A 26198-nucleotide genomic window follows, 5' to 3' on the forward strand; every position below is an offset into this window, starting at 1 on the left:
TAGAAAGACGCAGCGGCATTATGACAAGCATCTGTATCAAGAGAGGCATTTAATCGAATGCTTTTTTCATAAGTTAAAGCAGTACCGGCATCTATTTTCTCGTTTTGACAAATTGGCCAGGAACTTCTTGAGTTTTCTCTATCTCGTCAGTGCTCTCTTTTGGCTCAAATGAAAGATCAACACAACCTAGTAAGGCGGGTCGACAAAAACTAAAGAAAACTAAAGTCAAGTCTGGTGATGAGGAGTGAGAGAGCGATGCAGAAAAAAGCAGTTACAAACCTTTTGGCTTTGAGTCTAGGGGCGGCCTCTCTGGGGCTGACCGGCTGCGGTGGCGGCGGAAGCGGTGGGACGACAGTGACTACACCTACACCGACTCCAACTCCGACACCTACACCGACCCCAACTCCAACACCCACCCCAACCCCAACACCTACGCCCACAACGGGTGCCCCGACTTTTAGAAAGACATTTAGCCCCACCTCGGTAGCTGCCGGCCCTAATGCCACAACAACTCTGACCTACACGATCACCAACACAGCCGCTCTGCCGCTGACTGGTCTATCTTTTTCCGACACCTTGCCTGCCGGCTTGATCGTTGCCAATCCCAACAACCTGAACAATGGCTGTGGGGGGACGGTGATACCAGCGACCCCTTCCATCTCGTTGGTCAACGGCTCATTGGCAGCCAACGCTAGCTGCACCATCAGCCTGGATCTTCAGGTTACAGCCACGACAGCGGGATCCCTGACCAGCCCCGCGGTAACCCTGAGCAGCAACCAAGCGCCCAATGCCACCGCTGCGGCTATCAACCTAACGGTAACGGTGCCAGCTCCCACCTTTACCATGGCCTTTGCTCCCAACCCGCATACCATAACGGCCGGAAATACCGGCAACGCAAAATTGACGTTTACCATCACCAACAAGGCAGCCATTCCATTGACGAACTTGGCCTTTGACCACACCTTGCCGCAAGCGCCGAGTAATGGTTTGCAAATTGACGGTGGGGGGGGTAGTATTACTACACCTGCTACGTGCGGCGCCGCCGCTCTCACAGCTCTGGCGGGCACGGACACCATTAAATTCACCGGAGGACAAGTAGCCCCAGGACAAACTTGCATAGTGACCATCCCTGTAAAAACAGCGGTACCTTTGACACCAAAAGGTGACTATGATTACCTCAACTCCCCGGTGACGTTGAAAAGCACTGAGGTTGACCCTGTTACAGCGGGGCCAGTAACCTGGACAGTTAAAGTGAATTAGTCCTTCAAAAGCAGCTCGGCAATTTGAACGGCGTTGAGGGCCGCACCTTTGCGGATTTGATCCCCGCACAGCCACAGCTCCAGGGCCTTGGGCTCGGAGATGTCCTGGCGGATGCGGCCCACCGCCACTGCGTCCTTGCCGGCCACGTCGATGGGCATGGGAAAGCGGTTCTGCTGCCAATCTTCGATGAGCACCACCCCTGGAGCTTGGGCCAAGATTTGCCGGGCTTTTTCCACGGGGAAGGGCTGTTCAAACTCCAGGTTCAAGGCTTCGGCATGGGTGCGCAACACCGGCACCCGCACACAGGTGGCAGTGAGCCGCAGGTTGGGGGATCCCATAATCTTGCGGGATTCGTTGACCATTTTCATCTCTTCCTGGCAGTAGCCGTTCTCTTGCAGGGGGCTGTTGTGGAGGAAGAGGTTGAAGGCAATGGGGTAAGGGAACACCTGGGGCTGCAACGGCTGCCCCTGGAGGTAGGCGCGGGTTTGCTCTTGCAGCTCCACCATGGCGCGGGCCCCGGCCCCACTGGCCGATTGATAGGTGGCGGCCACCACGCGGCGCAGGGGGATGTGGCGATGCAGGGGGTAGATGGCCACGCACATTAGGATGGTGGTGCAGTTGGGATTGGCAATGATCCCTTGGTGACGGAAGGCTTCCTGGGGGTTGACCTCCGGCACCACCAGCGGAACATTGGGATCCAGGCGAAAGGCGCTGGAGTTGTCAATCAGCACCGCCCCCGCCTCGACGATGGTTCTGGCCCAGGTTTTGGAGACACCGGCTCCGGCAGAGGCCAGCACCAGATCCAGGCCCCGGAAGGCCGCTTCTGAAACTGGTTCCACCGGGATCCGTTCCCCCTTGAAGGTCAAATAAGTGCCCGCTGAACGGGGCGAGGCCAAAAGCTTGAGGTCGGCTACAGGAAAGTGGCGCTCTTCCAATAGCGTCAGCAGCTCCGTCCCTACTGCTCCTGTGGCCCCCAAGATGGCTACCCGTTGTTGCCGTGCCATGTTTTCTTGTCCTTAGGTTTTCCTAATTCTAGGGTTCCAGAGGTTGCTGTAATCGAGGCCAAAGCAGCCTGCACCTCTGCCAGCTCGACTTGATCGGTCAGCTCGGCCTGGCCGATGCGGCGGGGCAGAACGAAGCGAATCCGCCCCTGTTTGACTTTCTTGTCGGCCTGCATTGCCTGCAGCACTGCCTCCCAAGGGATCCCGGCCGGCCACCGGCTGGGCAGTCCTGCTTTTTTAATGAGGCGTTGTTGCCGTTCGGCTTCAGCAGCGCTCCACCACCCCAGGCGGCGGGCGATCTCCCCGGCAGCCACCATGCCGATGGCGACAGCTTCTCCGTGCAGATAGCGGCGGTAGCCGGTGGCAGCTTCTAGGGCATGGCCGAGGGTGTGGCCGTAGTTGAGGATGGCCCGCAGGCCCGCTTCTTTCTCGTCCTGCTGCACCACCCAGGCTTTGCACTCGGCACAGCGGCGCAGCAGGTAGTGCAAGTCTGCGGGAGTAAAGTCGGTATAGCGGCTCAGTTGGGGTCGATCTTCCAAAAACTCAAATAGGTCGGCAGCCTGAATCACGCCGTATTTGATCACCTCCGCTAGGGCTGAGGTAAACTCCCGCTGGGGCAGAGTCTGCAATAGCGTTGGATCAATCCACACCAGGCGCGGCTGATAAAACGCCCCAATGAGGTTTTTCCCGCCAGGATGGTTGACGCCGGTCTTGCCACCAATGGCCGCATCCACCATGGCCAAGAGGGAGGTGGGCACCTGCACAAAAGGGATCCCGCGCAGCCAGGTGGCGGCAGCAAACCCCACCATGTCGCCAATGACCCCCCCTCCTAGCGCCACCAAGGTGGAGGAGCGCTCCAGGCCAAAGGCTAGGGCGGCGTCGTAGATCTTGGCCACCGAGCGCAGGGTTTTGTAGCGTTCGCCGGCAGGCAATAGGCAGAGGTGGGCGGCAAACCCCGCTTGTTGCAGCCCCTGCAGCAACTTCTCGGCAAAGTGTTTGGCAATGCCGGGATGGCTCACCACCAGAGCCCTGCCGGAAAGCCCTCTAGCTCGCATTTGGGATCCCAGCTGGATGAGGCTGTGGCCAGGGGGGCCTTCGGCAGACTGGAGGAGAATATCGTAGGAGCTGTGGGGAAGCTTGACAGGAATCAGACAGGGATCCATGCGTGTCGGTGCTGAGGGGGTGGGATCCAGTGTGGCATGTTCTGCTCCCGTCGGCGTGCTGCAGGCACTGTCCTTGGGAGTTTGAAAGCCCAGGGGATCCTGCTAGGGGTTGGGGTCAACTGGCTGCGGCTCCGACTGGGGAGTGAGGGTTTCCAAATCCGGCAGAGCTGTTCCCGCCGGCGAGGCCGAGTCTTCCTGGGCCAAGTCCTGCAGGGCGGCTTGGGCCGGCTGAAATTGCGGATCCAGCTCCAGACAGCGCTGCAAGCTGGCTTGGGCGGCTGCTCGCTGGCCGGCCCGCAGTTGAATCAGCCCCAGGGTATGCCAAAAGGCGGGCCGCTGCGGATCCAGGTGCGTGGCCTGTTGGGCGTCTGCCAGGGCAGGTTCCAGCTTCCCCAATTTCAAGGCTTCCCAGGCGCGGTTGTTGAGGGCCACAGCATCTTCTGGGGTGAGCTGCAAAACCCGCGAGTAGGCTTGCACAGCTTGTTCGGGATCCCTCAGCTCGCTGTAGATCAACCCCAGGGCAAACCAGCCCCAGGGATCCCGTTCGTTGAGGTGGATCATCTGCTGGCAGGCGGCACGGGCTTCTTCCAGCCGGCCCAGGCGCCGCAGGCCGGTGATCTGGCCAAACCAGCAGGCAGAACTGCCGGGACGCTGCTGCACCAAGCGCTGGAAATGCCGTAGGCTGGCCTCATATTGCCCCAGCTCCTGCTGAGCTACCGCCAAGGCATAGCGGGCTGGAAAGTGCTCCGGCTTGATCTTGAGGGCTTCCTCGAAGTGGATACAGGCTTCTTTCAGGTAGCCCAATTTCTGGAAGGCCACACCGCGGGCGTACCAGCTTTTGTAGTTGTCGGCATCGTAGCGCAGAGCGCGTTCTAGAGCCTTGCTGGCCAGCCGATACTGCCCCAAGCGCAGCAGGGCCACCCCCAAGTTGTGCAGGGTTATGGGATCCCGGCGACGCAGCCGCAGCGAGCGCTTGTAACACTCGACAGCCGAGCGCAGCCGGTGGCAGTGGAAGAGGGCATTGCCTTGGTAGCGCCAAACCCGCGCACTTCTGGGGTTGAGCTTCAAAACCCGCGCAAAACTAGCCGCTGCCGAGCTGGGCCGCCGCAGCCGTCGCAACACGATCCCACGGGCCAGCCAGGTGCGGGGCTGTTTGGGGTTGTAGCGCAGCGCCTTGTTCAGGCTGTTCAGGGCCAGCTTAGACCGCTTCAGTTGCAGCAGGCGGATGCCGCGGTTATGCCAGGCCAGAGCATCTTCCGGGTTGCTCTCCAGCACCTTGTCGTAGTTAACCACCGCCGACTTGTACTGCCCCAGGCGCCCCAGAATCAGGGCCAGGCGCAGCCGGGTTTCTTCGTCGTAGGGGTTGATGCTCAGGGATCCGTTGTAGCTGTCCACCGCCTCGCGGTAGCGGGCCAGCTGCACCAGCACATCCCCACGGCGGCTCCAAGCCAGGGCGAAGTTGGGATCCATGTTCAGAGCCCGGTCGTAGGCGGCCAGGGCTTCCGTCAGGTTGCCGCGGCGACGCCAGTCTTCCCCCCGCTCGAATTGGATGTCGGCACTGTTCCACTGAAACAGCCGCTGAATGAACTGCAAAATGGCGATCTGACGCGCTCCTTCTTCTGGCGTGGCGGAGGGGGTTTCGCCTGTGGCAATGCGCAGGATGGCCATCTGGATGGCCCGCAAAAAGGCCTGAAATCCCCGCACCTCTTCATCTTCCAGGGACTCTTTCCCCTCACGGCGGCGGTATTGCAGCCGGAACCGCTGCAGATCCCCGGGGGCAGGGAAGCTGGGATCCAAAAAGTGCATTAGCTCCAAGGCGCGGTACTCAAACAGCACCGGATCCTCTTCTGAGCCAGTAAAATCCAGCAGGGGCGCCTCTTCCAGGGGGCGGGGTAGCTCAGTGGGGGTGTGCAGCAGCGTCAGCAGGCGCTGGTTTTGTCGTGCCGGGGCATGGGGAAACCCGCTGTACAGCTCATCCCTTGGCCAGGGATCGGCAACAAACTCTGGAGAGGCCACCACTCCCACCCAGCGGCATTGTTCGATGGCCAGTTGCAGCTCCAGCTTGCGGTTATCCCCCGGCTGCAGCATCCAGCGGTCAAACCAGACTTTGAAACCCTCGCGATCCAGCCGCTCCGCCAGTTGACGCGCCCACCGGGCTTGCTCTCGGTGGTAGCGCAAGAAAAGGTCGAACTTGTAATGCTCTGAAGACATGAACGCCCGCTCGCTGCTCTTCTCCAGCTTATCTTTGCGTTATCGCTGCGCGATGCTTTCACAAACGCAAACGCATTTGCTCCCCATCGGGTCTGGGGCAAGGAGCAAACCTGATGCTAGGCAACGCTTCCGCTCGATTGGTTCTGAATGGCGATGATGACCGGACAGCGATAGGCGATAGTTGGTGCAGGGCTTGAAAGGAGGGAGCACGTGCTGGGTGGAGTTTTGGCGATTGCGGCCGCGATTGGCTTGGTGGTCTTGCTGTTGGAAGCGATTCGATATCGCCGCTGGGGATCCGTTCGCCGCTGGCAACCGGCAGTGGGGCTGGGCTTGGTGGCCTTGGCGGCGCTGGGGTGCTGGCTGGGTCAGTTGCCGGATCTGATCCCCCTGGCTTTGTTGTTGGGGGGCCTGGTGGGGGTGGGTTTACTGGGGTTGAGTGGCTGCGGTCGGGCCGGGCAAGGGCTGGTGGTGCTGTTGCTCAGTTTGGCGGCCTGGCAAAGTCTGGCTATCGGCTCCCCCAGTCGCATCGGCATTGCGGAGCAGCATGGAATGCTCTTTCTGTGGGGCTGCGGCCTGGGGATGGGCTTGGTGGGGATCCCTTTGCTGGGGGTCTTGGCCGCAGCGGAAGCCCTGTCGTTGCTGATGGCGCTGGGCCAGGGGTGGAGCGGCATTGCCGCCATAACCTGGGGATCTCGCCTGCTGGAGATGGGATCCCAGCCGGATCTCCCTTGGCAGGTGCTGTTGCCGGTGGGGCTGGCCGCCCTCAGCTTGGTGGCAGGCACTGTGCCGCTCTTGACCGCCTCAGAAGACTCCCCCGGGCTGCTGTCGGCAGTGGGGCATGGGGTGGGGTGGCTGGTGGCGTTGGCGCTGGCCTTGGCCTTGACCCGCAACGGCCTATACCAGGATCCCTTTTGGGCCTTGCTCTACGGGGCAGGGGTGCTGCTCTCGTGGGCCTTGCTTGCCTTGGAAAACCAGACGGGACAGGGGATCCCCGCGCCAGGGGAACCTGCTCATGTCAGCGGGCCGGAGGCTTTAGCCGGTCGCGTCAGCGTTGCCGAGCAACAAGGACGGCTGCTCTGGCGGGCCTGTGTGGGCCTAACGCTGGTGGGCGGAGGAGCGCTGCTGGCGCTGCGATTGGGGGGATCCTACGGGGCGGCCCTCTTGGGGCTGGGATGTCTGGCTTTTCCCAGCCGCTGGGGGGCGATGGCAGCCCTCTTCTTGTCGGCCCGCCCTCTGCTGCAAAACCTGTTGCACCAGTTCAACCTGCAGGTTGCCGGGATCGACCTCACCCAACCCTATGTGTCGGCGGCGCTGTACCTGGGAATGGCGGCCATGGCGCTGGCGGCGCTCATTCACTGGCTATACGGGCCAGACAAACCCCTGCAGACGGGGATCGCCCTGACGCTGGCTAGCCTGGCTTTGCCGGTGGGGGTGGGCTACTTCATTCACGCTCAGCCGCAAGCGGCCTTCCTGTTGGGAGCCTTGACCACCGCCTTGATCCTGGCGGCGCTGCAGCCCATCCTCCTGCAGCAGGAGGGAAGAGGGGCGGAATCTCTGGGGATCCGAGGTTTGGGCCTGGCTGTGCTTGCCATTCTGGGATCCAACCTCAGCCGCGATTGGACGGTAACCGGCTTCCATGCCACCCGCCTGGAACGGGCGCTGGTGCTGGCCGGGGTGGTCGGGATCCTGGCGTTGATTCTCCTGCTCTGGCAAGGCTGGAGCCTATGGCACTCTGGGAGAATGCGCGCCCCCGCCCGCTGATGAAACCTGTTCCCCTGGGCACCCTCGGCACCTGGCAAGGGATCCTCGGCCCAGAACAAACCGCTGAGGCTCTGGGCAACCCCGGTGTGAAGGTGATCGGATCCCCAGCTCTGTTGACGTTGATCGAGCGGTGCAGCCACAACACCTTGCAGCCCTTCTACGAGCCGGAGGAAGCGGCGGTCGGGATCCGCTTTGCCTTGGAACATCGGTCGGCAGCGGTGGCGGGGGATCCCTTGCAGGTTCGGGTCGAAGTCGTGGCCGTGGAGGGAAGACGCATTCGGTTTCAGGTCGAGATTACCCAACAGGAGCGGCTGGTGATGCAGGGATCCTACACCTGCCTGGTGGTCGATTTGCCCCGTTTTCTGGCCCGCTATGGATTGACCGCGGAGGATCCCAGTCGGTGCTCAAGCTGTTCGCGTTAGCGGGACGGAGTCCTTTGGGATTGCTGCTGGCCGTCTTTGTGGGAACTCTCTTGTTCTGGCCTCAACGGCTCATCGTGTACTACCGCAAGCCCTGGCAGGGACCCCTCGCCTGGATCTGGAAATGGCACGGGTGGGGGGGGTGGACTGTGCGGGGCAGCCGCCGTGGCTGGGAATGGCGTTGGGGATCCCTGCGCCTTCGCGGGCGTTGGCCGGTACAGCGGGGAGAACCTCGCTCCCTCGGAGATTGGCCGCGTTATTGGCCCTACCTGTGGAAGCTGGGCAAGCAGCTCCACATCCAATCTTGGCAAGGCGGCGTAGAAATTGGCTTTGCCGATCCAGCTTTGACGGGGCAATGCTTGGGGCTGATCGCCGCTCTACCCCCTCAGTTGGCCCAACACCTGCGCTTGACCTTCGCTCGCATCGGTTGGCACGGATGGGGATCCCTGGTGATCCGGTTGCGCGGCTGGCAGGTGCTGGGGCTGGCCTTGAAACTGGGGTGGCTCGCCCTATCGCGCCATCGGAAGGGATCCCCAGCAAAAATAGCCCATGGGACAGCTGGCGTCAGGAGCAAAGCGCTGGGGGGGGAACTGCAGCGCTGACGCGGTCAGGCCGGCTGCAGCGCCGGGCAGCAATTCAACAGAGGCATGACCTACCCGCCTCCCCCTTCGCCCTGGCCGTTGGTAGGGGTGGGGGCAGGTGCTGCAGGGATAATCGGCGGCACAATGTACTGGCGCAGGCAGCGTCGCTGCAGACAACTGCAAAACCAGATCCAAGCTTTGCAAGCTCCTGTTGTGGCGGCTCCTCGCGCTCTTCTGGCTCTTTCGGCTCCTCCTCCCGCCCTTCATCGGGGGGCAGCTCTTCTCGCCACTCTTCGGGCGGCTCCTCCCGTCGTTGCTAGACGAACTCAGAGGACAATCCCTTTCACGACAACAGAAGAGATCCCGGAGCTGTTCTGCTTAAGACCTAGGGAGTCGGTGTGGCAGAGGGGATGCGCAGCTCCACAGCCGTATCCAGGCGAGAGCGTGGGGGTGGGGCTTCTCCCTGAGCCAGTTCTAGGTACTGGGCCAGCGGGTGATGCTCCTTCCAGCGGGATCCCACCTCAGCAGCCATCTGGGTGACTTGGATTTGATAAAGCTGGGCCAGCTCGGCAGCATTGAGGTTGCTCCGCTCCACCTGATCGCGACTGGCCTCGGCCAGGATATCTACCACAAGGTTGCCTTGCTCATCAAACCGCCACAGTTCCAGGCGGCTGCGGGAACGCAGGCTCAGCTCCGTTGGCGAAGCTGGTCGAGTGAGGACATCGACGCGGGCGATGACGATGGCTTCCAGGCCCAGGTAATCGAAAAATTGGCCCACCGCCTCCGGCTTGCGGCGATCCCACTCAAACAGCTCGTAGATGGGCCAGCCCACCTTCTGCAAAATGGGCTGAATGCGACGGTTGTCCAGGGGCACCACCTTCTCGCCGTTGGGGATCAAGCCCAGACGCACCGCCTCTATGGCCAGGCGCTGGCCCAACAGTTGGGTATGCTCCAACCCTCCCACCCCCAAAATGCCAAGGCGACGGCGGGGTTGAGGCCGAATGGGCACCTGCAAAACCACATCCACAGGGGTGGTCAGGCCCCCTTGCAGCAGGATCTCCTGCTCTGCCTTTTCATAGTCGGGGTGCCACACCGTCAACATCCGGCGCCCGGCTGGGGCATGGTCTAGCTCAAAAGCGCCCCGCTCATCGGTTTGAATCGGCTGATTGGGGTTCTCCATGCCCTCCAACTGCACCTGTGCCCCCGCCACAGGTTGCCCCACGCTGTTGCTCACCTGCCCCACCAGCCGTGCTGTTCCCTGGGGCTGCCCTCTGTTTTGGGAGGGAAACAACGGCGTCAACCGCGGAATGGGGGTGGCCGGAGCCTGAGCCAGCGCTCCTGAAGCCAGTGCCAGCCAGCCGCAGAGGGCCAGACTGCCTGTTCGCGAGAGCGTTGCGTAGCGATAGCTAATCCTGTGCCGGAGAGGATGAAAGAAGAAAAAAGGCATAGCGAAGGTTGCATCCGGTAGTAGCAGTCGGTTCTATTCTGCTCCGCACCCCTGACGCGAACAGGGCAAGATCCTGCTGCAGGGATCCTCACCCAGAAAAGGGGTTGTTGGTTTGCCATTGTTGGACAAACACCGGCACCATGTTGCGCACCTGCAGCCGAAACAGGCCCGCTGCCGCATCTTCAAACATCGGATCCCCGCCCACATCATCCCGCCCATAGGCTTCGTAGTAGCGAGCCCGATCCCCAGGCCGATCCCTCTGCAAGTCCACCACCACCACCACCCCGCGGCTGCGCAGCTGGTTGGGGGTGAAGTTGGGAATTTCCACCGGCACCGTCGGGGCCACAAAGCGTAAGGCCGTATTCAGCAGAGAGTTGCCCTGGCGGTTGTAGTCCCGCGAGATCTGCATCTGGGTCAAGAGGATATAGCGCAATCCCAGGGCATCCCCGATCACCTTCAGCTTGGCCAAATCGGAGGTGTAGCGCTCATCCCGATCCAACAAAGTCAGGCCCTGGGTGAGGGGCAGAAGCGGCTCAAACCGGGGATCCGGCCCCAGAGGCCCCTTCAAGAGCAGTACCGGTCGCTGGGGCTGCAACTCCTTCAGGGCCATGCTGAGGTGGCGGGCCAGCTCATCCGAGTAAACGGGTTCATCGGGCAAAAGGCCAATGCCCTCCGGCTGGCGGGTCGGTTCCCCGGGCGGCAGGCGAATATCCTGAGTGGAGACAAAGCCGGCCCGGACTTCCACCTGGGTGCTGGTCAGGGGAAAACCCGGCACCTCCACATCTACCAAATACAGGCCAGCCGGCAGTTCCGGCAGCACATAAGTGCCGTCGGCAGCAATGCGGACGGTTTGCCTGGGTTGGGTTGGCGTGGCGGCCAGGTGCAAAACCCCCGTCTGAACAGGTTGGCCGGCAATATCCAGCACCCGCCCGGTCACCACACCGCGGTTGCCTGGAGAGGGGACTCCCCCGTTCAGGACCTCTGTCCCGCCGTCGCCAACTTGAGCCTGAATATCCTGCAAACGGCGCAAAGCTGGGATCCCTGCTGCCACCACCCACAGATCCCGACCGTCTAACATCACCAGACCCGTCGGTTGTCCCTGCAGCCGCAGTGAGGCTGCCAATCGCCCCGTCTGCAAATCCACCAGTTGCAGGCGGTCGCTATCGCGGGAGGTCACGTAAGCCCAACGTCCATCCGGGGAAAGGGCCAGCCGCGTCGGTCGCCAATCCAGGCCAACCCGCTGCAGGGCCTCGCCGCTGCGGCTCAGATCCAGCACTGTTAGATCTTGGCTGCCGGAGTTGAGCACCACCAAGCGTTGCCGTTCGGCATCCAAAGCCATCGCTTCCGGAGTATTGCCGCCGCGCCAACGGGCCAACAACTCCCCATTGTCTGGGTTGACCACCAGCAAACTGAGGGGATCCTCCCCGGCTAGGCCCACAAACAGGGATCCCCGCTCCGCATCGTAGGCCAGCGCCAAAGGGGGGCCAGGCATCGGCAAATTGCGGGCTTGCGGCTGCTCTGAGGGGTCGCTTTGCGCACCGCTGACGCGCAGGGGAGCAGCCATCACCGCCAAACTCTGGGCAGAGGGCAGGGAGGCAAAAACCCGCCCTGTGGCCGCATCCACGGCAATATCCAAAACCCCTGCCGGCAACCCATAAGCCTGAATCAGCTCCCCCGTCAGCAGATCGAGGGCCACCAGCCCAGGGGCATTGGGGCCAGAGGCGTAGACCACCTGCCGTGCCTCATCCACCCGCACCACACTGGGGGCAAACCCCACCGCCGCCTGCCACAGGGGATCCCCGCTGGCCCCATCCAGCAGGGTCACGGCCTGCTCCTCCAACAGCCCAACCGCAACCCAGCCCCGATCCGGTACCCCATCGATGCGATCGGCAGAGCTGCGCAACGGCAAAAGCCAATCCCCCTCTGTCCTCAGGCCGTTCCCATCCGCAGAAAAGTTCCTCCCAGCAGAGGAAGAGCCTGCCTCCGGCGAAGGGATCCCTTGCCCCAGCACGGGGGATCCCAGCCCCAGCACACCACTCAGCACAACCAGCCATTGCCACCGCATGGCCTTCTCCACCCCACAGTCGCGCCTACTTTGACTCAGGAGATCCTTGCCCAACCAGCATAGCCAACCCGACTGTCCGCTCGCTGTCAGCAAACCCAAACACATTTTGACAGGTTGCCCAGACGAACATAGAATGGATATTCGCTGGTTTTGTCAGGATCAACCATGAAGGTGCGGCCTTCCGTCCGTCGGATCTGTGAGAAATGCCGAGTCATCCGCCGCCACGGTCGGGTGATGGTCATTTGTTCTTCCAACCCCAAGCACAAGCAGCGGCAGGGCTAGAGGTTCGATGCAGGATGTGTCCAGCCTGCAATGGGAGACAGAAGCGAGGGATCCCAACACAACTGAGCAAAACTTTGGCCAGATCTCTCGGCGAGCATAGATCCCAAGACCGGCATCTCTACAGCAACATTTCTCTGAATGAGGATCCCATCTCAGGCAGGCAACTCAATCCTTACTGGGCAAGTGTGTTCGAGTTGGTTTGATTTGAAAGGTACCCCTGACTATGGCACGGATTGCGGGAGTTGACATCCCCCGAGAAAAGCGAGTGGAGATTGCCCTCACCTACATTTACGGCATTGGGCTAACCCGCTCCCGCCAGATTTTGGCGAAGACCGGCATCAATCCGGATACTCGTACCCGCGACCTCACCGACGCTGAGGTGGCCGCCCTACGGACGGTGGTGGAGGGCGAATACCAGGTGGAAGGGGATCTGCGCCGCCAGGAGGCGATGAACATCAAGCGGCTGATCGACATCGGCACCTATCGAGGTCGTCGCCACCGCCTGGGTCTGCCCGTGCGTGGCCAGCGCACCCGCACCAACGCCCGCACCCGCAAGGGGGTCAGGAAGACGGTGGCCGGCAAGAAGAAAGCTCCCGCCAAGAAGTAGTCGCTCGGCTTTGCGCGGAAGGCAAAACTCTTCCACCATCCCGAATCCCAACCCCAAACAGTCGATTGCAAGGACACCTGGATCATGGCTCGGCAGCAACGGCGCGGACGTAAAGTCAAAAAGAACATCCCCAATGGGGTGGCCTACATTCAGTCCACCTTCAACAACACCATCGTCACCATCACGGATCCCAACGGCGATGTGGTGTCTTGGGCCTCGGCAGGTTCTACGGGCTTCAAAGGGGCCAAAAAGGGCACTCCCTTCGCCGCCCAAATGGCAGCAGAAAGTGCGGCGCGTCAAGCCATGGAGAACGGCATGCGCCAGATCGAAGTGATGGTGAGCGGGCCGGGAGCCGGTCGGGAAACCGCCATTCGCGCTCTACAGGCAACGGGCCTGGAAATTACCCTTATTCGAGATATTACCCCCATTCCCCACAACGGTTGCCGTCCCCCCAAGCGGCGGCGTGTCTAAAGGATCCCGCGTTGAGGGCCGGTCGAGCGTCTGTAGGAGTTTGCTCCAGAGCTACAGGTCTGCCCAAGCGTGAGATGACCTCGAAGTTTCATCAGTTCTCCAAACGGATGTCGAGCCAGACGGACGGGGCCACCATGACGATTCAAACCAGCCGAACCCTCTCCCACTCTCTGGGCAGCAGAGCGAGCGCAAGCGCTGTTGCCTACCAGACCGAGTGTGTTGAATCTCATCGGGATGATAACGGCGTTCACTACGGCAAATTTGCTCTGGGGCCGCTGGAGCGCGGCCAAGGGATCACGGTGGGCAACGCTTTGCGGCGGGTGTTGCTCTCCAATCTGGAGGGGACGGCGGTGACTGCTGTACGCATTGCCGGGGTGACCCACGAGTTTTCCACGGTGCCGGGGGTGCGGGAAGACGTGATGGAGATCCTTCTAAACATGAAGGAGCTGGTGCTGCGCTCCAGTTCCCCCGAGACTCAGGTGGGCCGCTTGGTGGCTCAGGGGCCAGGGGAAGTTACTGCTGAGAAGCTGCAATTGCCCAGCGATGTGGAGGTGATCAACCCCCGTCACCACATTGCCACCCTGGCGGAAGGGGCGATTTTGGAAATGGAGTTCATGATTGGCCGGGGACATGGCTACCGCGCCGTCGATTACTCCGACAGCAAAGCGATGGCGATTGATTTTCTGCAGATCGACTCTGTCTTCATGCCGGTGCGCAAGGTGAACTACGCTGTGGAAGCAGCTCGGGTGGGCCAATTCCTGGAAAAAGATCGGCTAGTATTGGAAATCTGGACCAACGGCAGCCTCACCCCGCAAGAGGCCCTCAGCCAAGCGGCCCGCATTTTGGTGGGCTTGTTCGCACCGCTGCAGGAGGTCAGCTTCGATGCTCCTGTGCCGCCCAAGCCAGACGAGGACAACCAAAAAAACCAGATCCCCATCGAGGAGCTACAGCTCTCGGTACGGGCCTACAACTGTCTGAAGCGAGCTCAGATCAACACGGTGGCCGATCTGCTGCTCTATACCGAGGAAGATCTGCTGGAGATCAAAAACTTTGGCCAGAAGTCTGCCGAAGAGGTGGTGCAGGCTTTGAAAGCCCGCTTTGGTCTGACACTGCCCCGCACCCGCGAAAAAGGCAAGGCCTAGAGTTTAGGTTCCGTCTCAAGCATCTGCACCGCTAGCACAACCGCGTCAAAACGCAAGGATCCCCGAAGAGTGTAGGACACAAGACAGAGGTTACCATGCGCCACCGCCGTCGTACCCCCCACCTCAATAAGCCCGCCGACCAGCGCAAGGCCCTGATGCGGGCGCTGACCACGGCTCTGCTGCGGGAAGGGCGGATCACCACCACCAAAGCCCGCGCCAAAGCCATTCGGGCCACCACCGAGAAGATGATCACCCTGGCCAAAGAGGGATCCCTGGCGGCGCGGCGACAGGCGCTGGCCTACATCTACGACAAGGAGCTGGTGCGCTCCCTGTTTGAGCAGGCTCCTGAGCGCTACCGGGATCGGCCCGGTGGCTATACCCGCATCTTGCGCACCGTGCATCGGCGGGGGGATGGAGCAGAAATGGCGGTCATCGAGCTGGTGTAGCGGAAAGGGATCCATGCCGTACCGTCGCATTGCCCTGAGAATTCAGTACCTCGGCAGCAGGTTCTATGGCTGGCAGCGCCAGGCAGCCCGCCGTACCGTGCAAGGGGTGCTGGAGGAGGCGATTGCGTCGCGGGCGGGGCATCCGGTAACCCTCTATGGGGCCGGTCGCACCGATACGGGGGTTCATGCTGCAGGCCAGGTGGCCCACTTCGACACCACCTCCGGTATCCCTGCGGCGGAGTGGTCGAGGGTGCTGAACGACTGTCTGCCGGAAGATGTGGTAGTGCTGGCTTCTGCTCAAGTGCCTGACTCCTGGCACGCCCGCTTTTCGGCTCGCTGGCGCCGCTACCGCTACCTGATCCTGAACCGGGAGCGACCGGATGTGTTCTGGCGCCTCTTTAGCTGGCAAGTGCGTTGGCCTCTGCAGGTGGAGCCGATGGCGGAAGCCCTGAATTCCCTGCTGGGGGAGCACAGCTTGGAAGCCTTCCGGCGGCGGGGATCGGATCGGCCCCACTCGCGGGTACAGGTGCAGGAGGTGCTCTGCCAGCGGCTGGGGGACTTGATCAGCATCGAGGTGCAGGCCAGCGGCTTCCTCTACCGGATGATGCGGCTCTTGGTGGGATCCCTAGAGGTGGTGGGCCGGGGCCAGCTCAGCCCGGCACAGTTTGTCCACCTGTGGCAACACAACGACTGGAGCCAGATGCGCACCCGCTACAGCGCTCCTCCGCAAGGGCTGTGCCTGACGGATGTGGGCTATGCTGCGGATCCCTTCGGTCAACGGTTCGCCCACTCGCCGCCCTTTTGGGCCTTGCCCACAGAGCCTCCCTCCGCCCTCCGGTCGCCGGCTGCGTTGGCCCATTCCTGCGGTTGATCTGGGCGATCTCCAAGCTTGTCCTGATATGTTTCCTTGGCTGCCATGAACAAAACTCCCCTTCCCAACCCCGAGACTCTGGCGCCCCGCTGGTATCTGGTGGATGCTGCCAATCAGCGCCTGGGCCGCTTGGCCGCCGCTGTGGCCACCCTCTTGCGGGGTAAGCATAAACCGGACTTCACCCCTCACCTGGATACGGGGGACTATGTAATTGTGATCAACGCTGAGAAAGTGGTGGTCACTGGCAAAAAGCGCACCCAAAAGCTCTACCGCCGCCACTCTGGCCGTCCTGGCGGCATGAAAGTGGAAACCTTTGCCCAACTGCAGGCGCGCCTGCCGGAGCGGGTGGTGGAAAAAGCGGTCAAGGGAATGTTGCCCCACACCCGTTTGGGCCGGCGGCAATTCACCAAGCTGAAAGTTTATGTCGGGCCAAACCACCCTCATGAGGCCCAGCAACCCCAGGTTTATCCCCTCAACACGATCCCAGGAGCCAAAGCATGACTCAAGCGAGCAGCCAACGAGCCGTTTATTGGGGAACGGGACGCCGCAAAACCGCCGTTGCCCGCGTGCGTTTGGTGCCCGGCACGGGCAAAATCATCATCAACGACAGGCCGGGAGACCAGTATCTGCAGTATCAAGAAGCCCTGCTGGCCAGTGTGAAGGGGCCGCTGGAGATCCTTGGTCTGGAAAACTCCTACGATATCCTAGTGCGAGCCCATGGCGGCGGCGTTCACGGCCAGGCGGATGCGATCAAGCTGGGGGTGGCGCGCGCCCTCTGCGAGGTGGATCCGGCCAATCGCGGCCCTTTGAAAGTAGAGGGTTATCTGAAACGGGATCCGCGCGCCGTGGAGCGGAAGAAATACGGCCTGCGCAAGGCCCGCAAGGCTCCCCAGTACTCGAAGCGCTAGGGATCCCTGCCGTTGTTTTTAGAGGAAGATGTTGATAGACAAGGGTATAGAAACAGGCCCAGAGGAGGAAAGGGTTATGCCCAAGAAAGGATTGCACCCGCAGTGGTATCCAGAAGCCAAAGTCATCTGCAACGGCGAAGTGGTGATGACGGTGGGATCCACCAAGCCGGAGCTCAAGGTGGATGTTTGGTCGGGCAACCATCCCTTTTTCACCGGCAGCCAGAAGATCATCGACAGCGAAGGCCGGGTGGAGAAGTTCATGCGCAAATACGGCATGAGCGGTGGCAAAAAGGCCAAGTAGAGGTTCCCCCATCTGGGTGTGGGCAATACTTGGATTCCTGGGTATCGCAAGTCTATGGCTTCTGCTCAACTGATTGACCAGCTTAAGAATGTCGAAGCCACCTTTCAGGAGCTGACGGTGCGCTTGGCCGATCCGGACGTGGCCACGGATCCAGCTGAGCTGCAGCGGATTGCCAAGGCCCGCTCCTCCTTGGAGGCCACCGTCCAGGCTTTTCACGACTGGCAAAAGCTGAATCGCGATCTGCAACAGACGGAAGAACTTTTGCGGGAATCGGCCTCCGACCCGGAGCTGGAGGCGATGGCAAGAGCGGAACTTGAGCAACTGCGGGCCCGCCAAGAACAACTGGAGGAAAAGCTCACCCTGCTGCTGCTGCCCCGGGATCCCAACGACGACAAGAACATTATGTTGGAGATTCGCGCTGGCACCGGTGGGGAGGAGGCGGCGCTGTGGGCGGCGGATCTGGCCCGCATGTACACCCGCTACGCCGAAAAGCTGGGCTGGTCGGTGCGTCTGGCCAGCCTCTCGGAAGGAGAGCTGGGGGGCTACAAAGAGGCGATCCTGGAGATTCAAGGGGATCAGGTGTACAGCAAGCTCAAGTTTGAAGCTGGCGTGCATCGGGTGCAGCGGGTGCCCGTCACCGAAGCGCAAGGCCGTGTCCACACCTCGACGGCCACGGTGGCGGTGATGCCAGAGGTGGACGAGGTGGAGGTGGTCATCGACCCGAAAGACATCGAAATCAAAACGGCACGTTCTGGGGGGGCAGGCGGCCAAAACGTGAACAAGGTGGAGACGGCGGTGGATCTTCTCCACAAGCCCACCGGGATCCGGGTGTTTTGTACCGAGGAGCGTTCCCAACTGCAGAACCGCCAGCGGGCCATGCAGATTTTGCGGGCCAAACTCTACGAGATGAAGCTGCAGGAGCAACAGGCCTCCATCAGCTCTGCTCGGCGCATGCAGGTGGGAACGGGATCCCGCTCGGAAAAAATTCGCACCTACAACTACAAGGACAACCGCGTTACCGACCACCGCCTCAACCAGAATTTCCCTCTGCAGCCCATCTTGGATGGGGAGCTGGACGACTTGATCCAGGCTTGTATTGGCCTTTACCAAAAAGAGCTGTTGGCGGAGCTATCCTAGGCCAAACTGAGTTACCGCCAGCGAATGGGATCCCTTCTCGAGGACCTTTCCTCTGCCGAGCTAGCGGTAGAATAAATACCCACGTCGAGTGCCTAAACCCCCATGCTGGCCGAATACCGCCAACACGCCGCTGCCCGCGAGGCCCAAGGGATCCCGCCGCTGCCCCTGAATGCAGCCCAGACCAGCCAGTTGTGCGAGCTCCTGAAGGCCCCGCCTGCTGGCGAAGAAGCCTTTTTGTTGCACCTCTTAACAGAGCGCGTCCCACCGGGAGTCGATGAAGCAGCCTACGTGAAAGCGGGCTTTTTGGCGGCGGTAGCCAAGGAGGAGGTTGCATCGCCGTTGATCACTCCCCTGCGGGCGGTGGAGCTCTTGGGCACCATGCTGGGGGGCTACAACGTCCAGGTTTTGCTGGATCTGTTGCGGGATCCCCGGAGTGAGATTGCAGCGGCAGCAGCCCGCGCCCTCAGCCACACCCTGCTGGTTTTCGATGCCTTTCACGACGTGCTGGAGCTGAGCCAGTCCGGCAATGCCTATGCCCAACAGGTGATCGAGTCCTGGGCCAAGGGCGAATGGTTTACCGCCAAAGCTCCCCTGGCCGCAGCAATCACTGTAACAGTGTTCAAGGTTGCCGGCGAGATCAACACCGATGACCTTTCCCCCGCCGCCCACGCCACCACCCGCCCGGATATCCCCCTCCACGCCCAAGCCATGCTGGAGTCCCGCGCTCCGGGATCCCTGGTTACCATTGCCGAGCTGAAGCGCCGCGGCCATCCCGTTGCCTTTGTGGGGGATGTGGTGGGCACCGGCTCCTCCCGCAAATCCGCCCTCAACTCGCTGCTCTGGCACATCGGCCACGACATTCCCCATGTGCCCAACAAGCGGGCCGGCGGGGTCATCCTGGGGGGCACCATCGCGCCCATCTTCTTCAACACCGCCGAAGATGCCGGGGCCTTGCCCATCCAGTGCGATGTCTCCCGCCTGGAAACGGGCATGGTGGTTACAATTTACCCCTACGAAGGCGTGATCCGCTCTGAGACCGGCCAAGTTCTCTCCACCTTTTCCCTGCGGCCCGTGACCCTCCCCGACGAAGTGCGGGCGGGGGGACGTATTCCCCTGTTGATTGGCCGTGCCCTCACCGACAAAACCCGCCAAGCCTTGGGTTTGCCTCCCTCGACCTTGTTTATCCGCCCCACTCCACCGGCAGACACCGGCAAAGGCTATACCCTAGCGCAAAAAATCGTGGGCAAAGCCTGTGGGCTGCCAGGCGTGCGCCCGGGCACCAGTTGTGAGCCCCTCATTACCACGGTGGGATCCCAGGACACCACCGGCCCCATGACCCGCGATGAGCTGAAGGAGCTGGCCTGTCTGGGCTTCAACGCCGACCTGGTGCTGCAGAGCTTCTGCCACACCGCCGCCTATCCCAAGCCGGTGGACATCCAGATCCACAAAGAGCTGCCCGACTTTTTCGCTTCCCGCGGGGGCGTTGTCCTGCGTCCCGGCGATGGCATTATCCACTCCTGGCTCAACCGCATGCTCCTGCCGGATACCGTCGGCACGGGGGGCGACTCCCACACCCGCTTCCCCTTGGGGATCTCCTTCCCGGCGGGATCCGGTCTGGTGGCCTTTGCCGCCGCCATGGGGGTGATGCCCTTGGACATGCCGGAATCGGTGCTGGTGCGCTTTAAGGGGGAACTGCAGCCGGGGATCACCCTGCGGGACATTGTCCATGCCATCCCCTACGTGGCCATTCAGAGGGGGCTGCTCACCGTTGAGAAAAAAGGCAAGAAAAACGTCTTTGCCGGGCGCATCATGGAGATCGAGGGCCTGCCGGATCTGAAGGTGGAGCAAGCTTTTGAGTTTACCGATGCCTCGGCAGAGCGCAACTGTGCCGGCTGTACCATCAAGCTGAGCCTCGAGACGGTCTCAGAATATCTGCGCTCCAACGTGGTGCTGCTGAAAAACATGATTGCCCGCGGCTACCAGGATGCGAGAACCTTGCTGCGGCGCATCGCCAAAATGGAAGCCTGGCTGGCCAGCCCCACCCTCCTGGAGGCGGATGCCGACGCTGAATACGCCGAAGTCATCGAAATTGACCTCAGCACCATCACCGAGCCAATTGTCTGTGCCCCCAACGATCCCGACAAGGTGATGACCCTGAGCGAAGTCCATGCCCAACACGCCGCCGGCAACCCCGATACGCCGATCAAGATTGACGAAGTTTTCATCGGCTCCTGCATGACCAACATCGGCCACTACCGCGCCGCCGCCAAAATCCTGGAAGGCCAAGGGCGGGCCAAGGTGCGCCAATTCTGGATCTGTCCGCCCACCCGCATGGATGAGGCACAACTGCGCTCGGAAGGCGTATACGGCATCTTTGCTGCCGCCGGGGCCAGAACGGAAATGCCGGGATGCAGCTTGTGTATGGGCAACCAAGCCCGCGTGGAAGACGGGGCCACCGTCATGTCCACCTCCACCCGCAACTTCAACAACCGCATGGGCAAAGACGCGCGGGTTTATCTGGGATCCGCCGAGCTGGCCGCCGCCTGCGCCCTTTTGGGCCGGATCCCCACCCCTGAGGAATACCAAGAGATCGTCTCCACCAAGATCCAGCCCTTTGCCGGCGAGCTGTACCGCTACCTCAACTTCCACGAGATCCCTGGCTTTGAGGACGAAGGACGGGTCATCCCGCGGCAGCACGTGGAGGAGCTGTCCAGGAGCCGTTCTTGAGCGAGAATAGGGGCTAGCTGCCCTGATAGCATGGCAGGGATCGCCCCATTGCCCTGGAGAAAGCTCAATGGCCCTGAATCCAAAGAGGATCCGCCGCATCCACCGCACCCTTGCCCCCATCCTGGCCTTGCCTTTGGTGGTAACGGTGCTAACGGGATCCCTCTATCAAATTGCCCGCCTTAACGAAAACTTCAACTACTACTGGCTGATCCAAATCCACAAAGGGCAGTGGGGCCCCCTCGATCTGCAAGCGGTTTACCCCTTCTTAAACGGACTGGGGCTGCTGGTGATGGTGGCCACCGGCCTCAGTATGTGGTTACCCACAAAACTCCATCGCCGCCCCAAACATACGGAGTCCCAGAGGGTTTTGGATAGATAAACCTGTAGGGTAAATACCTAAGAAACATTCCAGAAAACCCTACATTTCCCGGAACGGATTTGACTACACTAGAAGCATAGAGGTTTTGCTTGCACCTCTAAAGTTGAGCCCCAAAAGCTAAGCTCCAAACTCGAACTGGAAGTCAAAAAAGCAAAGTAATAGAGGAGGAGGATGCTCTATGGCTCTTGTCCGCTGGGATCCATTTCGTGAAATTGACGAAATTCAACGGGAAATGAACCGGATGTTCGACCGGTTGATCCCTCGCACCACCGAAGCTGACGGCTTCGCCTTCATGCCGGCAGTGGAGATGCACGATGATCCCGAAACCATTACCCTGAAGCTGGAGCTGCCCGGCTTGAACCCCAACGACTTGGATATCCAAGCCACAGCCGAAGCGGTCTCCATCACTGGGGAACGGCGATTTGAGAAGCGCTCTGAAGACAAAGGGGTAACCCGGACTGAATTCCGTTATGGGCGCTTCCAACGGGTGATCCCGCTGCCGAACCGGATCAAACACGATCAGGTGAAAGCCGAATACAAAGATGGGATCCTCACCCTCACCTTGCCCAAGGCAGACTCTGAAAAAGCCCAAGTGGTCAAAGTGAGCGTTGTCTCCTGATGGCCTAGAGGTTAGGCAACTTCCTAATAGGGAAAAAGGATCCCATAGAGGTAGGCGATGAGCCTACCTTTTTTTACATTTCGGTTCAAGATTCCATGGCTTCCCAGCTCCCCTCTCCTTCTGGGAAAGGGGCCGGGGCAAGGGCAGGGGCAACGACCATAAACTGGCTTCGCTGCAGGGATCCCCAGCTCTCCCTACCGAACTCAACTCAACTCGATTTGACTTTTGCCCGCCGCTTTGGATAGGGTTTGAGTGCGCAACGGAGCCAAGGTTGAGAGCATGGCCAGCGTTACCTACGAACACGTTACCAAGCGGTACGGAGACACCACGGCTGTACACGATCTGAACATCGCCATCGAGGACGGGGAATTTCTCGTTTTTGTGGGCCCCTCCGGCTGCGGCAAAACCACCTCCCTGCGCATGCTGGCCGGGTTGGAAGAGATCAGCGCCGGATCCATCTACATCGGCGACCGCCGGGTGAACGATGTCCCCCCCAAGGATCGGGATATCGCCATGGTCTTCCAGTCCTACGCCCTCTACCCCCACATGACCGTGGCCGAAAATATGGCCTTTGGCCTCAAGCTGCGCGGCCTGCCACGGGCGGAGATCGAAAGCCGGGTTAGGGGGGTGGCCAAGCGCCTTGGGATCGAGCACTTGCTCAACCGCAAGCCCAAGGAACTTTCGGGTGGGCAACGGCAGCGGGTTGCCGTCGGGCGGGCCATCGTGCGCAATCCGGCGGTGTTTTTGATGGATGAGCCCCTCTCCAACTTGGATGCCAAGCTGCGGGTACAGGCGCGGGCCGAGATTAGCAAGTTGCACATGCAACTGGGCACCACCTTTATCTACGTTACCCACGACCAGGTGGAGGCCATGACCATGGGCAACCGCATCGCCGTCATGAAGGATGGCCGCCTGCAGCAGGTGGATACCCCCCACACCCTCTACACCCGCCCGGCCAACCTGTTTGTGGCCGGGTTCATCGGCAGCCCCGCCATGAATTTCTTCCAGGCCAAGCTGCGGGAGCAGGAGGGCACCCTCTGGATCGATACCGGCGCCTTCCGCGTGGCCATCCCGCCCCACCAGGCGGATCCCTATTGGCAATACGTCGGCAAGTCGGTCATCTTCGGCATCCGCCCGGAAAACATCCACGATCCCCACTACCAACCCCCAGGGATCCAACCTGCCCCGGTGCGGGCTAAGGTCTCCGTCACCGAGCTGATCGGCCATGAAGTGATCCTCCATCTCAGCACCAGCGACCGAGAAGGGATCCTGGCCGAGCAGGAGTTTGTGGCCCGCGTGGATCCCCGTACCCAGCTGCGCGTCAACCAGTGGGCAGAAGTGGTCTTCGACATGGATCGCTTCCACCTGTTTGACCCGCAAACCGAGCAGCGGCTGGGATAAAAACGATGACCAAAAAAACTGGGTTACAAGCCCCGCCCTTCTAGGGCGGCTTTTGTAAGATGCTATTCGACAGAAAAGGCAACTTTGCATGTACCTTGTCCGCAAGCTCAAGCTAGGCGTCTCAGAGCAACTGCAGCTGTTGAGCAGGGCAGCAGGCGAGCTGTACTCAAAGGTGCTCGTTCACTTTTGGCGGGTTGTCCGCAAGAAGGGACTGTGGTTGAAACCTTCCACGCTAATGCGGTGGTTTCCCAACGACCCTGAGAATACACTTCATGCTCACAGTGCAGACGCGGTAGTGCAAAGCTTCTTTGCCTCTTTGAAGTCCTGGCGAGAACGCCGCCAAACCGACCCCAACGCCCGTCCACCTCGACGGCGTCGGTACTATTCCAAAGTTCAATGGAAGTCTTCAGCCATCCAAGTCGTCAATGGAAAGCTGCGATTGTCGAACGGGAAAGGCAATGAGCCCCTGATGATTAACTGGGCTTGGGACACACCTGTTTGGGTAGAGATGGGCTGGGATGGCCAGCAGTATGAGTTGAGAGCATGACTCTAGTCAATGATACGCTGGACTATACTGAAAGTAATGTACAGTATGTTCAGTATGGCTGCTTGGTATGGCTAGGTATGTAAAACCGAGAGAAGCGGCGGACTATTTCGGGGTGTGTCTCCACACTTTGAGGCGATGGGAACAGAAAGGCTGGATCAAGGCAATACGTACACCATCCGGCAGGGCGAGAAGGTATGACCTCGACAGCTACATCAAAGTGCCCAGAAAGGCCAAACGAGTCGTTTTGTACGCCCGAGTCAGCAGCCGAGGGCAGAAACCAGACTTGGAGCGACAGATTGCAAGGCTGGTTAGCCTCTATCCTGGAGCCGAAGTGGTCGGAGAGGTTGGCGGCGGTCTCGACTTCAAAAGACCAAAGTTCCTTGCCTTATTGGAACGAGTTCGTGCGGGAGATGTCGGAACAATTGTGGTCGCTCACCGGGATCGACTCTGCCGGTTTGGATTTGAGTTCGTTGAGTGGTACTGCCGCCAATACGGGTGCGAAATCTTGGTTCTCGATGACGATCACCTTTCTCCCCAACAGGAACTGGTTGAGGATATCCTCACCATCCTGCACTGCTTCAGTAGTCAGCTCTACGGACTCAGAAAATATCGGGCTGCAATCGAGAAAGATACGGATTTATCCGGAACCAGCGCTGGCTAAAGTCTGGAAGCGGTGGCAAGCGGCGTGCCGGTACTGCTACAACCAAGCGATTGCCTATCAGCGTCAGCATGGTACCCCAAAAACGGCCAGAAAGCTGCGGGACATCATCCTGCGTTCCGACCTGCCCCAGTGGGTAAAGGACGCCCCCTGCCACATCAAGCAGAACGCGGTCGTCGAGGCGTGGTTGGCGTTTCGCCGAAGCAAAGACGCGAGGTTTCGCAGTGTGCGGGACAGGTCACATACGCTGCAATTCAACGCCGGCAACTTTCGCAATGGGACGTGGTATCCGAAACTCACCCGAGGTTTGGCGTTTCGTGCATCCGAGGAGATGCCCAGAGAATGGGCACGCGGAACTGAGCTAATGCGGGTGAAAGACAGATGGTATGCCATCTTTCCTGAGCCTGTGAACGAGCAGTGTTCGCTAGCAAAGGGGGTGATTGCGCTTGACCCTGGAGTAAGAAGCTTCTTCACAGGGTTTGATGGAGCAGGTTTTGTAGATATCGCCAAGGGGGACTTTGGCAGGATCGTTCGGCTGTGCTACCACCTAGACGATCTGCAGTCTAGGCTGAGCAAAGCGCCGAGACCCAAGCGCAGACGGATGCGGCAAGCGGCGTTTCGTCTGCGGGAGAGAATCAGGAACTTGGTGGACGAGTGCCATCGCAAAGTAGCGGCGTTCCTGACGGATAACTACCGATTGATATTCCTCCCCACTTTCGAGTCAGCCAAGATGGTTGCTAAGGCAGGGAGGAAGTTTGGTAGCAAGACAGCAAGGGCGATGCTCACCTGGGCGCACTATCGGTTCAAGCAGTTCCTGAAGTTTCAAGCCAAGAAGAAAAACGTGGTCGTCGTGGAAGTATCGGAAGCGTACACCAGCAAAACCTGTACCAAGTGCGGGCACATCCACGCCAAGTTAGGTGGCGCGAAGGTGTTTGTCTGCCCAAGATGCGGACGCAAGCTACCACGGGACTGGCAAGGCGCCCTGGGTGTCATGCTCAGGGCTTTGCGGGATACCGCCTTTCTGTTCAGTAATGGGCAGAATGCTATCGCTGCACCGTTGAGCGATAATGCTCAGCAGTGTTCAGCGTAAATGTATCAGCTTGCTACAAGGTGGGGGATACGCCGCCGGAAGAAGAGGGGGAAGAGAGCAACGTTGCCGCTGTGGATTTGGGTGAGATGCACCCCGCAGTCGCTCATGAGGGGGGACAAACCTACCTTGCCAATGGCAGGCTGCTGCGCTCCAAAAGGCGCTACCAGAACAAGCTGCAGGGCAAGCTAGCTCGACTCCTGGCGCGCAAAAAGCGGGGTTCTCGGCGGTGGAAGCGGCTAATCCGTTCCAATCGCGTGAGCGGGACGGAGTCCTTACGCCTGCAGCTCAAGAAGCTACACCACCAAATCCAAGACATTCTGCACAAGCAGACGACCAGACTGGTCTCCACGCTCCACGAGCGAGGCGTGCAGACAGTTGTGATTGGCGACATTCGGGATATCCGGATGTCTGCCAACTACAACAAGAAAGCGAATCAGAAGATCCACCAGATGTTGCATGGTCAAGCTCGGCACCAAATCACTTACAAGGCCGAACGGCTGGGGATGAAGGTTGTGCTGCAGGATGAGCGGTACAGCTCTCAGGAGTGTCCTGTTTGTGGGCAGAGAAACAAGCCCAAAGGTCGTGTGTACAGGTGTGGGTGTGGGTTTGAGTTCCATCGGGACGGGGTGGGTGCAATTAACATTGTTGCTACGCAACGCTAACGCGAACGCAGGAAGTATCTGGGCTCCGGCCCAGTAGTTGGG

The 26198-nt window shown here is 60.5% G+C and carries 26 protein-coding genes and 1 pseudogene; 22 read left to right on the forward strand and 5 right to left on the reverse strand.

Features of this window, described 5'->3' with window-relative positions:
- Positions 1 to 172, forward strand: a pseudogene (locus tag ACVWY8_RS12805) (IS5-like element ISSoc13 family transposase); the annotation flags it as partial.
- A gap of 83 nt (positions 173 to 255) precedes the next feature.
- Positions 256 to 1260, forward strand: coding sequence for a DUF7933 domain-containing protein (locus ACVWY8_RS12810; RefSeq protein ID WP_457395461.1), 1005 nt, complete (start codon positions 256 to 258; stop codon positions 1258 to 1260).
- Here the strand turns inward: ACVWY8_RS12810 and ACVWY8_RS12815 are convergent.
- The 3 genes from ACVWY8_RS12815 to ACVWY8_RS12825 form a co-directional block, all read right to left on the reverse strand.
- The gene (locus ACVWY8_RS12815; protein WP_457395458.1) at positions 1257 to 2264 is read right to left on the reverse strand and encodes an aspartate-semialdehyde dehydrogenase; all 1008 of its coding nucleotides are present in this window, start codon (positions 2262 to 2264) and stop codon (positions 1257 to 1259) included. The two genes, ACVWY8_RS12810 and ACVWY8_RS12815, sit on opposite strands and share 4 nt — an antisense overlap.
- Entirely contained in the window at positions 2243 to 3424 is a 1182-nt protein-coding gene (gene aroB, locus ACVWY8_RS12820; protein ID WP_457395455.1) for a 3-dehydroquinate synthase, read from the reverse strand. The genes ACVWY8_RS12815 and aroB overlap by 22 nt, the downstream gene beginning before the upstream one ends.
- A gap of 102 nt (positions 3425 to 3526) precedes the next feature.
- A complete protein-coding gene (locus ACVWY8_RS12825) occupies positions 3527 to 5635 on the reverse strand; it encodes a tetratricopeptide repeat protein (protein WP_457395452.1) in 2109 nt (702 codons plus the stop codon).
- A 225-nt stretch (positions 5636 to 5860) separates the two neighbouring features.
- On the opposite strand from ACVWY8_RS12825, the gene ACVWY8_RS12830 reads away from it, so the two are divergent.
- From ACVWY8_RS12830 to ACVWY8_RS12840, 3 genes are read left to right on the forward strand one after another with little or no spacing between them, the layout of a single operon-like run.
- Entirely contained in the window at positions 5861 to 7396 is a 1536-nt protein-coding gene (locus tag ACVWY8_RS12830; RefSeq protein ID WP_457395449.1) for a hypothetical protein, read from the forward strand.
- Positions 7360 to 7818: a thioesterase family protein gene (locus ACVWY8_RS12835; RefSeq protein ID WP_457397171.1), complete on the forward strand. Its 459-nt coding sequence runs from the start codon at positions 7360 to 7362 to the stop codon at positions 7816 to 7818. Before ACVWY8_RS12830 ends, ACVWY8_RS12835 begins: the two co-directional genes overlap by 37 nt.
- Positions 7797 to 8417 (forward strand): hypothetical protein, encoded by a 621-nt coding sequence (locus tag ACVWY8_RS12840; protein ID WP_457395443.1) that lies wholly within the window; start codon positions 7797 to 7799, stop codon positions 8415 to 8417. Before ACVWY8_RS12835 ends, ACVWY8_RS12840 begins: the two co-directional genes overlap by 22 nt.
- Positions 8418 to 8781: 364 nt before the next feature.
- Here ACVWY8_RS12840 and ACVWY8_RS12845 read toward each other — a convergent pair whose 3' ends face one another.
- Together ACVWY8_RS12845 and ACVWY8_RS12850 are read right to left on the reverse strand one after the other, a co-directional pair.
- Positions 8782 to 9843: a carboxypeptidase-like regulatory domain-containing protein gene (locus ACVWY8_RS12845; protein ID WP_457395440.1), complete on the reverse strand. Its 1062-nt coding sequence runs from the start codon at positions 9841 to 9843 to the stop codon at positions 8782 to 8784.
- 88 nt (positions 9844 to 9931) lie between these two features.
- A complete protein-coding gene (locus ACVWY8_RS12850; RefSeq protein WP_457395438.1) occupies positions 9932 to 11908 on the reverse strand; it encodes a carboxypeptidase regulatory-like domain-containing protein in 1977 nt (658 codons plus the stop codon).
- Between the two features lie 165 nt (positions 11909 to 12073).
- On the opposite strand from ACVWY8_RS12850, the gene rpmJ reads away from it, so the two are divergent.
- From rpmJ to ACVWY8_RS12935, 17 genes are all read left to right on the forward strand, one after another.
- Positions 12074 to 12190: a 50S ribosomal protein L36 gene (gene rpmJ / locus ACVWY8_RS12855; protein WP_011433187.1), complete on the forward strand. Its 117-nt coding sequence runs from the start codon at positions 12074 to 12076 to the stop codon at positions 12188 to 12190.
- Between the two features lie 223 nt (positions 12191 to 12413).
- Complete coding sequence (rpsM, locus tag ACVWY8_RS12860; protein WP_011433188.1) at positions 12414 to 12797, forward strand: 30S ribosomal protein S13; 384 nt, start codon at positions 12414 to 12416, stop codon at positions 12795 to 12797.
- 84 nt (positions 12798 to 12881) lie between these two features.
- A complete protein-coding gene (gene rpsK, locus ACVWY8_RS12865) occupies positions 12882 to 13268 on the forward strand; it encodes a 30S ribosomal protein S11 (protein ID WP_011433189.1) in 387 nt (128 codons plus the stop codon).
- Positions 13269 to 13402: 134 nt separating this feature from the next.
- Positions 13403 to 14410, forward strand: coding sequence for a DNA-directed RNA polymerase subunit alpha (locus ACVWY8_RS12870; protein WP_414331185.1), 1008 nt, complete (start codon positions 13403 to 13405; stop codon positions 14408 to 14410).
- A gap of 95 nt (positions 14411 to 14505) precedes the next feature.
- Positions 14506 to 14856: a 50S ribosomal protein L17 gene (rplQ, locus tag ACVWY8_RS12875; RefSeq protein ID WP_011433191.1), complete on the forward strand. Its 351-nt coding sequence runs from the start codon at positions 14506 to 14508 to the stop codon at positions 14854 to 14856.
- A gap of 13 nt (positions 14857 to 14869) precedes the next feature.
- Positions 14870 to 15727 (forward strand): tRNA pseudouridine(38-40) synthase TruA, encoded by an 858-nt coding sequence (gene truA / locus ACVWY8_RS12880; RefSeq protein WP_457395436.1) that lies wholly within the window; start codon positions 14870 to 14872, stop codon positions 15725 to 15727.
- Positions 15728 to 15772: 45 nt separating this feature from the next.
- A complete protein-coding gene (gene rplM, locus ACVWY8_RS12885) occupies positions 15773 to 16228 on the forward strand; it encodes a 50S ribosomal protein L13 (RefSeq protein WP_011433193.1) in 456 nt (151 codons plus the stop codon).
- On the forward strand, positions 16225 to 16635 hold the full coding sequence (gene rpsI / locus ACVWY8_RS12890; RefSeq protein WP_011433194.1) for a 30S ribosomal protein S9: 411 nt from the start codon (positions 16225 to 16227) through the stop codon (positions 16633 to 16635). Before rplM ends, rpsI begins: the two co-directional genes overlap by 4 nt.
- A 76-nt stretch (positions 16636 to 16711) precedes the next feature.
- A complete protein-coding gene (rpmE, locus tag ACVWY8_RS12895; protein ID WP_011433195.1) occupies positions 16712 to 16936 on the forward strand; it encodes a 50S ribosomal protein L31 in 225 nt (74 codons plus the stop codon).
- A gap of 54 nt (positions 16937 to 16990) precedes the next feature.
- On the forward strand, positions 16991 to 18073 hold the full coding sequence (gene prfA, locus ACVWY8_RS12900; protein ID WP_011433196.1) for a peptide chain release factor 1: 1083 nt from the start codon (positions 16991 to 16993) through the stop codon (positions 18071 to 18073).
- A 102-nt stretch (positions 18074 to 18175) separates the two neighbouring features.
- Complete coding sequence (gene acnB / locus ACVWY8_RS12905) at positions 18176 to 20800, forward strand: bifunctional aconitate hydratase 2/2-methylisocitrate dehydratase (protein ID WP_457395433.1); 2625 nt, start codon at positions 18176 to 18178, stop codon at positions 20798 to 20800.
- A 67-nt stretch (positions 20801 to 20867) separates the two neighbouring features.
- Positions 20868 to 21179: a PepSY domain-containing protein gene (locus ACVWY8_RS12910; protein ID WP_457395430.1), complete on the forward strand. Its 312-nt coding sequence runs from the start codon at positions 20868 to 20870 to the stop codon at positions 21177 to 21179.
- A 178-nt stretch (positions 21180 to 21357) separates the two neighbouring features.
- Complete coding sequence (locus ACVWY8_RS12915) at positions 21358 to 21798, forward strand: Hsp20/alpha crystallin family protein (RefSeq protein WP_011433199.1); 441 nt, start codon at positions 21358 to 21360, stop codon at positions 21796 to 21798.
- 279 nt (positions 21799 to 22077) lie between these two features.
- A complete protein-coding gene (locus tag ACVWY8_RS12920) occupies positions 22078 to 23199 on the forward strand; it encodes an ABC transporter ATP-binding protein (protein ID WP_457395427.1) in 1122 nt (373 codons plus the stop codon).
- Positions 23200 to 23813: 614 nt separating this feature from the next.
- The gene (locus ACVWY8_RS12925) at positions 23814 to 24407 is read left to right on the forward strand and encodes an IS607 family transposase (RefSeq protein WP_457395425.1); all 594 of its coding nucleotides are present in this window, start codon (positions 23814 to 23816) and stop codon (positions 24405 to 24407) included.
- Positions 24295 to 25494 (forward strand): RNA-guided endonuclease InsQ/TnpB family protein, encoded by a 1200-nt coding sequence (locus tag ACVWY8_RS12930; RefSeq protein ID WP_457395464.1) that lies wholly within the window; start codon positions 24295 to 24297, stop codon positions 25492 to 25494. Before ACVWY8_RS12925 ends, ACVWY8_RS12930 begins: the two co-directional genes overlap by 113 nt.
- Positions 25482 to 26156, forward strand: coding sequence for an RNA-guided endonuclease InsQ/TnpB family protein (locus ACVWY8_RS12935; RefSeq protein WP_457395422.1), 675 nt, complete (start codon positions 25482 to 25484; stop codon positions 26154 to 26156). Before ACVWY8_RS12930 ends, ACVWY8_RS12935 begins: the two co-directional genes overlap by 13 nt.
- Positions 26157 to 26198 lie beyond the last annotated feature (42 nt).

Source organism: Thermostichus sp. OS-CIW-32 (assembly GCF_054060415.1).